Source organism: Roseibium limicola (genome assembly GCF_017313085.1).
GTDB lineage: Bacteria > Pseudomonadota > Alphaproteobacteria > Rhizobiales > Stappiaceae > Roseibium > Roseibium limicola.
The window spans coordinates 148,524-161,047 of sequence record NZ_JAFLNF010000008.1; the positions used below are offsets into that span (position 1 = coordinate 148,524).

At 59.5% G+C, this 12,524-nt stretch carries 10 protein-coding genes; 5 read left to right on the forward strand and 5 right to left on the reverse strand.

Features of this window, described 5'->3' with window-relative positions; translation table 11 throughout:
- Positions 1-2 precede the first annotated feature (2 nt).
- Together J0X15_RS17165 and J0X15_RS17170 are read right to left on the reverse strand one after the other, a co-directional pair.
- Positions 3-1,661 carry an acyl-CoA synthetase gene (locus J0X15_RS17165; RefSeq protein ID WP_206943403.1) on the reverse strand — a complete coding sequence of 553 codons (1,659 nt, stop codon included), beginning with the start codon at positions 1,659-1,661 and terminating at the stop codon, positions 3-5.
- Between the two features lie 115 nt (positions 1,662-1,776).
- Positions 1,777-2,547: a sulfite exporter TauE/SafE family protein gene (locus J0X15_RS17170; protein WP_206943405.1), complete on the reverse strand. Its 771-nt coding sequence runs from the start codon at positions 2,545-2,547 to the stop codon at positions 1,777-1,779.
- Between the two features lie 234 nt (positions 2,548-2,781).
- Here J0X15_RS17170 and J0X15_RS17175 point away from each other — a divergent pair, with 234 nt between their 5' ends.
- The 3 genes from J0X15_RS17175 to J0X15_RS17185 all read left to right on the forward strand — a co-directional run bounded on the left by J0X15_RS17175 (position 2,782) and on the right by J0X15_RS17185 (position 7,851).
- Complete coding sequence (locus tag J0X15_RS17175) at positions 2,782-4,695, forward strand: propionyl-CoA synthetase (RefSeq protein ID WP_206943407.1); 1,914 nt, start codon at positions 2,782-2,784, stop codon at positions 4,693-4,695.
- Between the two features lie 105 nt (positions 4,696-4,800).
- Entirely contained in the window at positions 4,801-5,592 is a 792-nt protein-coding gene (locus J0X15_RS17180) for an SDR family NAD(P)-dependent oxidoreductase (protein WP_206943409.1), read from the forward strand.
- 396 nt (positions 5,593-5,988) lie between these two features.
- Positions 5,989-7,851, forward strand: coding sequence for a DUF882 domain-containing protein (locus tag J0X15_RS17185; RefSeq protein ID WP_206943643.1), 1,863 nt, complete (start codon positions 5,989-5,991; stop codon positions 7,849-7,851).
- Positions 7,852-7,981: 130 nt separating this feature from the next.
- Here the strand turns inward: J0X15_RS17185 and pyk are convergent, their stop codons facing one another.
- Both pyk and J0X15_RS17195 read right to left on the reverse strand, forming a co-directional pair.
- Positions 7,982-9,418 (reverse strand): pyruvate kinase, encoded by a 1,437-nt coding sequence (pyk, locus tag J0X15_RS17190; protein ID WP_206943410.1) that lies wholly within the window; start codon positions 9,416-9,418, stop codon positions 7,982-7,984.
- Positions 9,415-9,903, reverse strand: a complete 489-nt coding sequence (locus J0X15_RS17195; RefSeq protein WP_231710470.1) for a DUF1036 domain-containing protein — start codon at positions 9,901-9,903, stop codon at positions 9,415-9,417. Before J0X15_RS17195 ends, pyk begins: the two co-directional genes overlap by 4 nt.
- 846 nt (positions 9,904-10,749) lie before the next feature.
- Between J0X15_RS17195 and J0X15_RS17200 the strand changes: the two genes are divergently transcribed.
- Positions 10,750-11,046 (forward strand): DUF1244 domain-containing protein, encoded by a 297-nt coding sequence (locus tag J0X15_RS17200; RefSeq protein ID WP_206943412.1) that lies wholly within the window; start codon positions 10,750-10,752, stop codon positions 11,044-11,046.
- A gap of 107 nt (positions 11,047-11,153) precedes the next feature.
- Entirely contained in the window at positions 11,154-11,417 is a 264-nt protein-coding gene (locus J0X15_RS17205; RefSeq protein ID WP_206943414.1) for a DUF2312 domain-containing protein, read from the forward strand.
- A gap of 99 nt (positions 11,418-11,516) precedes the next feature.
- Here J0X15_RS17205 and J0X15_RS17210 read toward each other — a convergent pair whose 3' ends face one another.
- Positions 11,517-12,494 (reverse strand): alpha/beta fold hydrolase, encoded by a 978-nt coding sequence (locus J0X15_RS17210; RefSeq protein WP_206943416.1) that lies wholly within the window; start codon positions 12,492-12,494, stop codon positions 11,517-11,519.
- Between the last annotated feature and the right edge of the window lie 30 nt (positions 12,495-12,524).

Genomic DNA, 12,524 nt, shown 5'->3' on the forward strand with positions numbered 1-12,524 from the left:
AATCAGATCATTTCTGGCAAAAGCCGGGCCTGTTCCCGCAAGGCAAATTTCTGAATCTTGCCGGTAGAGGTTTTCGGCAGCGCTGAAAACACCACCGTGCGCGGCGCCTTGAAGCGCGCCATATGATCGCGACAATAGGCAATCAGTTCGCTTTCACTCACCTGCGCCCCCTCAACCAGCTCGACAAAAGCACAAGGCGTCTCGCCCCACTTTTCGTCCGGTCGAGCGACCACGGCGACCGATTGCACCAATGGATGCTTGTAAAGCACCTCCTCCACCTCAATGGAGGAAATGTTCTCGCCACCTGAAATGATGATGTCCTTGGACCGGTCCTTCAGCTGGATATAGCCGTCCGGATGCAAGACACCCAGATCGCCGGAGTGGAACCAGCCACCTCGGAAGGCCTCGTCCGTTGCCTCCCTGTTTTTCAGGTAGCCCTTCATCACCACATTGCCGCGAAACATCACTTCGCCAATAGTCACGCCGTCTGCCGGAACCGGCTCCATCGTCTGAGGATCCAGCACGGTCAGGCCTTCCAGCGCCACATACTTCACACCCTGCCGGGCTTTTTTCGCAGCCTGCTCGGACGGCGGCAACGCGTCCCAGGCAGAATGCCAGTCATTGACCACGGCAGGGCCGTAAACCTCGGTCAGGCCGTAAAGATGGGTGACGTTGAACCCTTCCGCCTTCATTGCCGCCAGCACGCTTTCAGGCGGCGGCGCGGCGGCGGTAAAGAATTCCACCGTGCGATCCAGCGAACGTTTCATCTCCGCCGGTGCATTCAGCAAAGCCGACATGACGACCGGAGCGCCGCACATGTGGGTCACCCCAGCCTCTGCCATGGCCGCCCACATCGCATCCGGCCTCACCCAGCGCAAACAGACATGCGTTCCGGCGATGATGGAAATCGACCACGGAAAACACCAGCCGTTGCAGTGGAACATCGGCAGCGTCCACAAGTAGGCCGAATGCTTCGGCATGGAGGCTGTCAGGATGTTGGCCTGCGCCAGCAGATAGGCCCCCCGGTGGTGATAAACCACGCCCTTCGGGTTGCCGGTCGTGCCTGAGGTATAGTTCAGCGCGATCGCATCCCACTCATCCATCGGCAACTGCCAGGCAAACTCCGGGTCACCGGACATGAGGAAAGCCTCGTAGTCCAAAGAGCCCAAACGCTCGCCCATCTGCGGAAATTCCGGATCATCATAGTCGATCACTGTTGGCGAGACCTTCGCCAAAGCCAGCGCGTCCTTCATCACAGGAGCGAACTCCCGATCTGTGATCACGACCTTGCTGTTGGCATGATCGAGCTGAAAGGCGATGACGGCTGCATCAAGTCGCGTGTTCATGGAATGCAGAACGGCACCTGTCATCGGAACACCGTAGTGCGCCTCCAACATCGGCGGCGTGTTGGACAGCATCACCGTCACCGTGTCGTTCTTGCCGATGCCGAGTGTGCTCAAGGCCGAAGCGAGCTGACGGCTCCGAGCGTAGAAGGTCCGATAATCCGTCCGTGTCTTGCCGTGGACGATTGCGGTCTGATCGGGAAACACTTCCGCCGCCCGCGCCAGAAAGCTCAATGGGCTCAGGGGTGTATAATTGGCTTCGCACCGTTCCAGACCTTCATCAAAGACACTTTTGCCTTGTGATGCGCTGCTTTTCATTTTTGACGTCCTCCCAAGACAGTCAGCCCTCCTCGACCCGAGCTGTACAGGACATATGACCGCCAATCGCCCGATGCTGCAACGATGATCTTGAGGTCCAGGTCAGCCCAAGACGTCAGACCATGAGCGCGGTGGCGCCGTCCCAGATCAGCTTCACCCCGACGATCACCATCATGATGTAAATGAACGAGTAGAAGAAATCCGGCTTCACCACCTTGACCAGCCAGACCCCGAAAAGCGTGGCAAGCGGTGCAAGCGGCAACAGCACGGCGGCCGTCGCCAGATTGGTCATGTCGAATTGACCAAGGAAGAAATATGGCACCAGCTTCACGGTGTTGGCGACCGCAAAAAAGATGACGGCCGTGCCGGCAAACAGCGTCGGCTCCAGGCGCAACGGCACCATGTAAAGCTGGAACGGAGGCCCACCGGTATGACTGACGAAGCTGGTGAACCCGGCCACAGCGCCCCAGAAGCTGCCCTTGGCACGATTGTGCCCAGCCGCCTTGTCCAGCCCGCCGCGTCGCTTGCGCCAGAGATAGTCTGCCACGAAGATCAAAGACATCGACCCGACGAGCAGCCGGACAAAGGCCTCATTGACCAGCGCCGCCGTCGCCCAGCCGACCCCGATCCCCAGCAACGCGGGCGGAACCAGAATCCACAAGCTCTTGCGATCGTAATGGCCGCGGTAGGCGATCAACCCGACGACATCCATCAGCACCAGGATCGGCAACATGATCCCGGCCGCCTGGATAGGCGAAATGACGAGCGCAATCAGCGGCACGGCGAGCATTGCCATCGAGCCGCCGAACCCACCTTTTGACAGGCCAGCCAGGATCACCGCCGGAACAGCGACGGCATAAAACATCGGATCAGAAATTGGAGACATTCAGGAAAGCCAGAAATGAAAGAATGCGTGGGAATGCAGGGCGCCCACTCAAGCATGGCCGACCTCGTGTCGTAAAGCCCGCTCGCTTCCATGCCCTCTGTTTTACCTTAGATCGAAAGGCTGACGGGTTGCACTCTTGCGTTTTTCGGGTTGTTTGCCCCACTCTCATTGTGAGCCGCAACGTCTGCAGAAGTGAACAAGCAAGCAAGGACGGGCGCTTCGGGAGGAACATCGATGCCAAGCCACTACAAGGAAACCTACGCCAGCTGGAAGTCCGCCCCCTTTGACTTCTGGCGAAAGGCTGCCGCTGAAATAGACTGGAGTGTCGAGGGGACGGAGGTCTTCGATGCCGGATCTGGCCCCTATGGCCACTGGTTTCCCGGTTGGCAGACCAACACTTGCTACAATTGTCTGGATCGACATGTGGAGCGCGGGCGGCGCGGGCAGCCAGCCCTGATTTACGACAGCCCGATAACCGGATCCAAACGCGCCTATTCCTACGAGGAACTGCTCGACAAGGTTCAGGCCTTCTCCGCCATTTTGCAGGATCACGATGTTTCCAAGGGCGACCGGGTCATCATCTACATGCCGATGATACCGGAAGCCGTGATGGCCATGCTGGCCTGCGCACGCATCGGCGCGATCCACTCTGTGGTCTTCGGCGGATTTGCGGCAAACGAGCTGGCCACACGCATTGATGATGCGACGCCAAAAATCATCATCGCCGCCTCCTGTGGCATCGAACCCGGCCGGGTGATCCCCTACAAACCGTTGATCGACAAGGCAATCGACGTTTCGAAACACAAGCCCTCAGCTGTTCTCGTGGTCCAGCGCGAGCAGGCGCCGGCCGACCTCCAAAACGACCGCGACTTCGATCTTGGCGCAGCCTTGGACATCGCCGTCAGCGAGGGGCGCGAAGTTGCGCCCGTACCGATGGAAGCCACGGACCCGCTTTACATCCTCTACACCTCCGGCACGACGGGCCAGCCGAAGGGCGTCGTCCGCGACACCGGCGGCCACATGGTTGCGCTGAAGTGGTCAATGGAAAATCTCTACGGCATCGAACCCGGCGAAGTCTTCTGGGGCGCATCCGACGTCGGCTGGGTGGTTGGTCATTCCTACATCGCCTACGGCCCGCTGCTGCACGGCTGCACCTCCATCCTGTTTGAGGGCAAGCCTGTGGGAACGCCGGATGCCGGTGTGTTCTGGCGTGTCATTTCCGAGCATCAGGTGGCAGCGCTTTTCACCGCCCCCACCGCCTTCCGCGCCATTCGCAAGGAAGACCCGCAAGGCAAGCTGATGGCCGACTATGAGATGCATCAGTTCCGTGCACTCTTCCTGGCTGGCGAACGCGCCGACCCGGACACGGTCAACTGGGCAGCGGAAACCCTCAAGATCCCGGTGATCGATCATTGGTGGCAGACCGAGACCGGCTGGTGCATCGTCGGCAACCCGATGGGCCTGGGCCTCCTGCCTGTCAAGCCAGGCTCCCCCACAGTCCCGATGCCCGGCTATGATGTCCAGATCGTTGACGACAGTGGCGCCCCGCTGCCCGAGAACACCCTGGGCAATATCGTCATCAAATTGCCGTTGCCACCGGGCAGCTTGCCCACTCTTTGGAATGCCGAAGACCGCTTCCATGAGGCCTATCTGGCGGATTTCCCCGGATTTTACAAAACCTCGGATGCGGGCATTCTCGACGAGGACGGCTATCTCTCAATCATGTCGCGCACCGACGATATCATCAATGTTGCCGGGCACCGCCTGTCGACCGGGGCGATGGAAGAGGTTCTGGCCGGTCATCCGGATGTTGCCGAGTGCGCGGTCATCGGAATCGCGGACAAGCTCAAGGGCCAGTTGCCCTGCGGCTTTGCCGTTCTCAAGTCCGGGGTCAACCGTCCTCCGGAGGAAATCGAGAAAGAGCTGGTGCAGCGGGTTCGCCAGGAGATTGGCCCGGTTGCCGCCTTCAAGATCGCCATTACCGTTGAGCGTCTGCCCAAGACCCGATCCGGCAAGATCCTACGGGCGACCATGCGTCAGATCGCGGACAGTCAGGAGGTGAAGCTACCTCCGACGATCGATGACCCGGCCATTCTGGACGAAATTGCCGAGGCGCTGGCAAGCCACGGCATCCTCTCCCGGTCATGACCCGGTTCCGGAAATTCCGTCGACAGCCTGTTCTGATCCCCCTATGGTCGGGCTTCGCGCCAAGGCGCATCCTCGATTATTTTGAACCGACTAAAGAGGTCTTCAGTGTCCCTTGAAAATAAGGTCGCCATTGTTACGGGCGCCGCCCGTGGCATCGGCTTTGCGGTTGCCAAACGTTTTGTCACCGATGGCGCCAAGGTGGTCATTGCCGATGTGGACGATGAGGCGGGCCAAAAGGCAATTGCGGAACTGAGCCAGCTGGGTGAGGTCACCTACATTCACTGCAACGTGGCCGAACGCCTGGACGTCCGCAATATGGTTGCGGAAACCCTGAACGCCTATGGCGATATCGATGTGCTGGTGAACAATGCCGGCATCGTCGCAGGTGCGGACTTCCTCGACCTCGAGGAGGAAGATCTCGACCGGGTACTGGGTGTCAATCTGAAGGGAACGTTCCTGTGCAGTCAGGCTGTTGCCCGCCACATGGTTGAAAAGGTTCAGAACGGCGGAGAAGCCGGAACCATTATCAACATGTCATCGATCAACTCGGTTCTCGCCATCCCGAACCAGATTCCCTACTGCGTCTCCAAGGGCGGCGTTGCCCAGTTGACCAAGACGACAGCAGTGGCGCTCGCCCCTCACGGCATCCGCGTCAACGCGATCGGCCCAGGCTCGATCATGACCGATATGCTGGCCTCGGTGAACGATGACCCGGCTGCGAAGAACCGCATCCTGTCACGCACGCCGATGCTGCGGGTTGGGGAAGCCTCTGAAATTGCAGGTGTTGCAGCCTTCCTGGCATCTTCGGATGCCAGCTATGTGACCGGCCAGACGATCTTCGCTGACGGCGGCAGAATGCCACTCAACTACACCGTCGCGGTTCCCGACGACGCCTGATCAAGTAGCAAGACGCCGGGCCAATAGCCCGGCGTTTTTGCAGGATCAAAGAGCCGCCGATTCACCAAAATGGCAGCCTCTGAAATCAGCAGTTGAAACCCGCTTCGCAGGTCGTAAAATCACTAAGAAGTGTTCCAGACACCCGCGCGCCTTGAGTTTCCGCCGGAAATTTAGTCGAAAATCCGGCGAATACAGACCTTTTTCAGGATTTCGTTGCAATTCCGCCACGTTTCTCGGTCAATTGAAATCAAGGTAAAAGCTTTTTAACCTGGGACGGCTAGCGTGCTCATTCGCTGGGGAGCGAACTGGGCCAAAGAGCCCGCAATTAGGCGAGAGTGTGATTTGCGTAACCCGTCCGTACAGTTGAAGACTGCGAAGGCTTTCAAGCGCTTCCAGATCATCCTGCTGGCGCTTTGCGCCTGGGCTGTCTGGTTTCCAGCTTCAGCGCAGGCTGAAACGCGCACGCTCAGCCTCTACAACACCCACACCCATGAACGGGTAAAAATTACCTTCAAGAAGAATGGTCGTTACCTGCAAGACGGTCTGCGCGAAGCCAATCGCTTCCTGCGCGACTGGCGCCGTAACGAAATCACCAAGATCGACCCGAAGCTTCTGGACCTGGTCTGGGAAGTTTATCAGGAGATCGGCGCGAGCAAGCCGATCTATGTCGTCTCCAGCTACAGATCGCCCGCCACCAACAACATGCTGCGCAAACGCTCCAGCGGCGTCGCGCAAAACAGCCAGCACACCCGTGGCCGGGCAATGGACTTCTATATTCCGGGCGTCAACCTCGCCACTCTGCGCGCCACGGGCTTGCGCAAACAGGTCGGCGGCGTTGGCTATTATCCGACATCCGGATCACCCTTCGTTCACATGGACACCGGATCGGTGCGCCATTGGCCGCGCATGACACGCTCGCAGCTGGCAAAGGTTTTCCCGGATGGCAACACCATCCACGTACCGACGGACGGCAAGCCGCTGAGCGGCTACAAAGTCGCGCTCGCCAAGGAAAAGGCCGGAACGCTTGAAAAGCTGAACCAGGGTGGCAGCCGCACGACCAATCAGGTCGCCAGCGCAGCACCTTCCCGCTCAGGTTCGTCCAGGGACCCAAGCGCTCTGGTGCGTGCGCCGATCTCCAACGAAAAGCCAGCCGGTGGCAATTTCATCGCCAGCCTGTTCGGCAACGGTGGCTCTGCTGAAAGTGCAAGGGTCGCCGCCACGCGCAACGAGAGCAAGCCTCTGCCGCCTGGCAAGATCGGCACCAGCTCCGCACCGTCCACACCAGCACCTGCGACGATTGCTGCTTTGAGCGCACCGCCAATCCCTCTGCTGAAAACCGAAGTCGCTCCCGCAGTGGTCGAAGCGCCGGCTGCAGAAGCCGTGCAGGACACACCAGAGACCCCGGAAGCCCTGCCCTTTGCCATTGCCAGCAGCATTCCTTTTGCCAAGCCCAGCCGTGCAGCACCTGCACCTGAGCCGGATGCCCCGCGCAACACCCTGGACGGCCAACGTCAGGCGATCGAGCGTGGCGACGCCCCATCTGTCGTCGCAACGATTGCAGTGGAAGAACCAGCCGCACCGGCCGACCTGCAGCGGTTTGCCATGGCTGGTATTCTGCCAACGCAAAAGCCGACGGCAACACTAGTGAAGGCCACCGAGCAAGCTGCCAAATCGCATCAGGAACTTGCCCTGCGCACGCCTGAACCAGCACCCGCCCTGCAAGATGGCGCCGCAGCGATTGCCGCAGCCACCGGAACGGCGCCACGCATCCGGCCCAATGCACCGGCATCGACCCTCGCCTATGCACCGGCTGCAGCCGACCTGACCAACCGTGCCCCGTCACAGATCCCTGGCCAGGCGGCGCGGCAGCTGGCTGACAGCGCACAGCAGCAGCGCGACCGGAACGCCTCTGACGGGCGCACCGAGGCTCTTGCCTACCTGATGCCGGCTATTGTCGCCGATGCCCCACGCCAATCCGTCTCCGGCACCATTCCACGCGATGAGATCATCGACCCGCTGGCCGGCTTCGCCAGTCTGCCGGACAAGTCCGACCCGACACTGCTGTCAGCCAAGCCGACCAAGCGCAATGCCCAGGTCGCAGCGCTGCACCATCCGCATCAGCGGCAGCTTCAACGCCTGATGCAGCCGGGCAACCGATTCCTGGCACAGGGCTTCAGCGTTTTCCCATACGGTGCGATGCGCTCCGAGCGCTTTGATGGCCCAGCCATCATCGTTCTGCCGGTACGCTACGCCCGCTGAGACAACAACATCACGCTCTGTAGCTTGCATCAGTGCAGACAAAACAAAAGGCGGCCCGGAAATTCCGGACCGCCTTTTTCGTCAGTATGGTCGTGTGGCTTGAAGCCTTTGCAGCCTACCGCCTGATGGATCAGACGCCGCCCTGACCGTCATTGCCGACAAAGGCGATGCGCAGAAGGTTGGTCGAGCCCGGCGTTCCAAACGGCACACCCGCCGTGACGATGATACGCTGACCCGGCTTGGCGTGCGCTTCCTCGAAAGCAACCCGACAAGCACGATCGATCATGTCTTCCTCGGAGGCGGCATCCACACTGACGACGCAATGCAGCCCCCAGGCCAGCGCCAGACGACGTGCGGTCTGCACCACAGGGGAAAGCACAATCACCGGTGAGGTCGGACGTTCGCGCGACGCCCGCAACGCGGTCGCACCTGAGGTCGTGTAGCAGACCACGGCAGCCAGACGCAGGGTCTCGGCGATCTGGCGCGCAGCTGCCGAAATGGCATCCGCACCCGTTGCTTCCGGTTCACTGCGTTGCGCATCGATGATCGAGCGGTAATGCGGGTCCTGCTCCACTTCACGGGCAATCTTGTCCATGGTGGCAACGGCTTCCTCGGGGAAGTCACCAGCAGCAGATTCAGCCGATAGCATGACGGCATCGGCGCCTTCGAACACGGCGTTCGCCACATCGGAGACTTCCGCCCGGGTCGGCACCGGAGCAGTAATCATCGATTCCAGCATCTGGGTGGCGATCACCACCGGCTTTCCGGCGCGACGTGCAGCACGGGTGATCTGCTTCTGCAAGCCAGGCACCTGTTCCAGCGGCATTTCCACGCCCAGGTCGCCACGGGCAACCATGATGGCGTCGGAAAGTTCGATGATCTCATGCAAGCGACCGATGGCCTGCGGCTTCTCAATCTTGGCCAGAACGCCGGCCTTGCCACGAACAACCTTGCGCACTTCGGCAATGTCGTCAGGGCGCTGAACGAAGGACAGCGCGATCCAGTCGACGTTCTGATCCAGAGCCGCAACCAGGTCCTTGCGGTCTTTGTCGGTCATCGCGCTGGTGTCGATTTCGGAATCGGGTACGCTGACGCCCTTGCGGTCAGACAGCTTGCCACCGACGACAACTTCCGTCACGGCTTTGGTCTCGGAACACTCCAGCACCTTGAGCTGCACCTTGCCGTCGTCCAACAGCAGGCGGTGGCCAGGCTCCAGAGCCTTCAAAATTTCCGGATGAGGCAGATGTGCACGGGTCACATCGCCAGGCGTGGTGTCTGCATCCAGCGTGAACCGCGCGCCGTTTTCCAGCATCACAGGACCATTGCCAAACGCACCAACGCGCAATTTCGGCCCCTGCAGATCCGCGAGGATCCCGATTGGCCGTCCCACCTTTTCCTCAACTGACCTGATGCTCTCAACGAGCTGTCGTAGCCGGTCATGATCAGTGTGACTCATGTTGATCCGGAACACATCCGCACCCGCACGATACAACTTCTCGATGACCTCTGGTGTTGAGGAAGAGGGTCCGAGAGTTGCCAGGATCTTTACTCGTCGGTTACGCCTCATCGCCCACCTGCCCCTTGCTGTACGGGCTCCGTCAGCTGGACAGTCCAACTGCTCTGTTCGCCCGTATCTATTTCAAAAAAACCTGTTCGCTCAAATCCTCGAGCGACACAGTCCTGAATTCCGCGAATGGTAAATTCCTTTTCGCGGGTACACATGAAAGCACGTCCGCCCCATTCGCCGAACTGCTCGTAATCAACGGCATAGATGTAATAGTAACGTGACACAAGGGATCCGGGAACAAGTGTCTCACAGGTGTTGGGTTCTAGATTCCACCACCCTTCGGTAATCCAGTCCACCTTGTCCTTGTATCCGATTGCTACGCCAACCTTGCTTTCAGTCTTGTTGCAAAGACGTAGATCCGCGTGTGCCGCAGTGCCCAGAAGCAAGAAGGGAACCAGAGCAAGGCCGATCTGCTTGGCCAGGTTCGCCAACCGGCAAACACCAGCATTCTTCCCGCCTTGGCGTCGTTCCCCGTCCATCGTCATAGGCAAGTCGTTTCTCGCGTCTTTTGAATAGTAGCTTTTTGCTAGGACTGCTGCGGGATGTCAACGACGATAGCCGCAAAGACATCGACATCGCCGAAGCATCGCCAGCCAACCATCACGCTGACAGCGCTTCGAAAAATCCGTGGCTGCCGTTTTCGCATCATGAATGAGGCGGCATCAAGGCCACAGTTTGAGCCGCACTGGAGTGGGCCGGGAAAACCAGCAGACGCGCCGCTCCCCCCTTGACCCTCGTCGAGTGCAGAGCCGCTACCGGTTTCCATCGCATGAACCCCTGTGCAGCCCTGCAGCTGCAAAACCAAAGGCAAACACGCTGCTTGTGACGGCGCCTCACTCTTGTTGGCGTTTTTGATCTGCCTCGACATGCTGCTAAGACCGTCTCGCACGCGCACCTCTTCTGGCAGACCTCAGTCCGAACGGGACGACAGAACAAGCTCGACACCCCCGCTTCACTTTGAGTGCGAAGCGACATCCCGCGCCGAGCGCCAGGCGCCTGAGCAAGGCCAAGATCTCATAACATTATCGACACGCGGCTCCACACGGGCACTGAGGAGATAATTCCGGGCCACCGGTCGATGAAGCGGGATCTGATCCGAATTCGAATCACCCATATTTCATCTGAAACGCTAAGGCTTCACCTCGTCCCGCCTTGCCCAATCGACAGAGGGCTTTTTCCCCGCCGCCGCTGCATCGCCACACATGACAGGTAATGACCCCTTGAAGCAGATCGCGAAACATCCGATTTTCAGGCTCAACAGCAACCGGAGCCCTGGCGCATAAACCCCACCGGTCGCCACAACACGATTTCAGTTTTTGAAAGGATATCCCATGGACGACCAGACCCGCATCGAGCTGGAAGCTGCCGCCTTTCGCCGGTTGGTAAACCACCTGCGTGAGCGTACCGATGTGCAAAACATCGACATGATGAACCTGGCCGGATTTTGCCGAAACTGCCTTTCCAATTGGTATCGGGATGCCGCTGAGGAAAAAGGCATCGACATGGACAAGGAATCGTCTCGCGAGATCGTCTATGGAATGCCCTATAGCGAATGGAAGGCAAAGCATCAGACAGAGGCGTCGGACGCGCAAAAAACCGCCTTCGACGTGAACAAGCCCGCCCACTGAGCCCTCTGACGCGCCTGCCCGCTTGACCTTTTTCGGGAGTTCTCGTACCCCACACTCCAAGGAAAGGGCCAGCGCGCCTACTGCATCATCAACTTAGGAGAAGAAGCATGTCCGACATCGTCGCCGGCGATCAGCTGCGTGCATTTATCGAGCGTATCGAACGTCTCGAAGAAGAAAAAAAGGTCATTTCCGACGACATCAAGGACGTCTATTCCGAAGCTAAGGGCAACGGCTTCGACGTCAAGATCCTGCGCAAGGTGGTGTCCCTGCGCAAGAAGCAGCCGCATGAGCGCGAAGAAGAAGAAGCCGTACTCGACCTCTATCTTCAGGCACTTGGCATGCTTGCCGGTGGCGTCAGCAGCGAAGCCTGATCTGCGACTTCTATTGTGGTTCAAAAAACCAGCGGTTACAGCCGCTGGTTTTTTTATGCCTGACCCATAACCGTCTTCCCCGCGCACCAGTTCTCTTCATCACAACTCCCTTGCGAGTTTTTTCTTTGCTAAATCCTGCGCCTGCGCCAGCTCCAGTGTTTCCCGGAAGATCCGCTCTCCATGCGCGTAGTGCGGCATGTGCCCCGCACCGGGCAGAACAATCTTCCGCACATGCGGCAGGTCCCGCTCCAGGCCATCGCTGTGAATGCTGGGCCAGACGACAGCATCCTTGTCGCCGGTAAAGACCAGACAGGGCTGCATGATCTCGCCGTAGCGGCAGCTCTGCTTGCTGACGTTCTTCTTCAGTCGCGCAACGTCAGCCGCATTGGCACGGAACGACGCTGGACGAAACAACAGTGGCAGCCGGATCTTCCCGGCATAATCATCAGGCACTGGATCGGGAGCGAACACATAGGCCGTCGCCCCCGGCGCCAACCGCTCTGCAATCGGCAGCGTCAATGTCCAGCTGAACAGTGGTCCCAGGAGAGGCCATGCGGCCAACTGGTAGTATAACGCCACGCCACCCGGCCACGGATGTGTTGCAGGCGCGATGAACACGGCACCGGCCACAAGATCCGGCCGCTCCAGCGCCAGTGCGGCCGCCACGGAGGCCCCGAGCGAATGCCCTACAACGACGCAGCAGCCGATTTCCAGCTGGTCCAGCAGCCGACCAAGGGTTCGCGCCTGCTCGATCGGCACGTGGTGCCGCCGTGCCCGGGTGCTGTGCCCAAGGCCGGGCCTGTCGACAAACAGGCACTCTGCCGCGTCGCCAATGTGCGGCTCAAAGGCTGTCAGAATATCCCAGGCGTTGCCACTTGCCCCATGCAGAAACACCAGTGTCGGAGGCTTTTCGCCGCTCACTTTTCCTGCACGGCGCCAGTGATAGTGCAGACGAACATCCTCGACATCGGCGAATGTACCCGTTGGGGGATAGCCTGCGCCGATCTGACGGGTGCGGAAGAAGGTATAGGCGACCAAAAGCGTCAGGCCGATCAATGTAATGGGAAACCAAATCATCGCTTCAGACTAAAAGCCTTCAAGCGCAAA

What these genes read in the sequence shown, in the direction of transcription:
- J0X15_RS17165 (WP_206943403.1), bottom strand. Translation starts at nt 1,661, where the DNA reads ATGAAAAGCAGCGCATCACAAGGCAAAAGTGTCTTTGATGAAGGTCTG.
- J0X15_RS17170 (WP_206943405.1), bottom strand. Translation starts at nt 2,547, where the DNA reads ATGTCTCCAATTTCTGATCCGATGTTTTATGCCGTCGCTGTTCCGGCG.
- J0X15_RS17175 (WP_206943407.1), top strand. Translation starts at nt 2,782, where the DNA reads ATGCCAAGCCACTACAAGGAAACCTACGCCAGCTGGAAGTCCGCCCCC.
- pyk (WP_206943410.1), bottom strand. Translation starts at nt 9,418, where the DNA reads ATGAGGCGTAACCGACGAGTAAAGATCCTGGCAACTCTCGGACCCTCT.
- J0X15_RS17195 (WP_231710470.1), bottom strand. Translation starts at nt 9,903, where the DNA reads ATGACGATGGACGGGGAACGACGCCAAGGCGGGAAGAATGCTGGTGTT.
- J0X15_RS17200 (WP_206943412.1), top strand. Translation starts at nt 10,750, where the DNA reads ATGGACGACCAGACCCGCATCGAGCTGGAAGCTGCCGCCTTTCGCCGG.
- J0X15_RS17205 (WP_206943414.1), top strand. Translation starts at nt 11,154, where the DNA reads ATGTCCGACATCGTCGCCGGCGATCAGCTGCGTGCATTTATCGAGCGT.
- J0X15_RS17210 (WP_206943416.1), bottom strand. Translation starts at nt 12,494, where the DNA reads ATGATTTGGTTTCCCATTACATTGATCGGCCTGACGCTTTTGGTCGCC.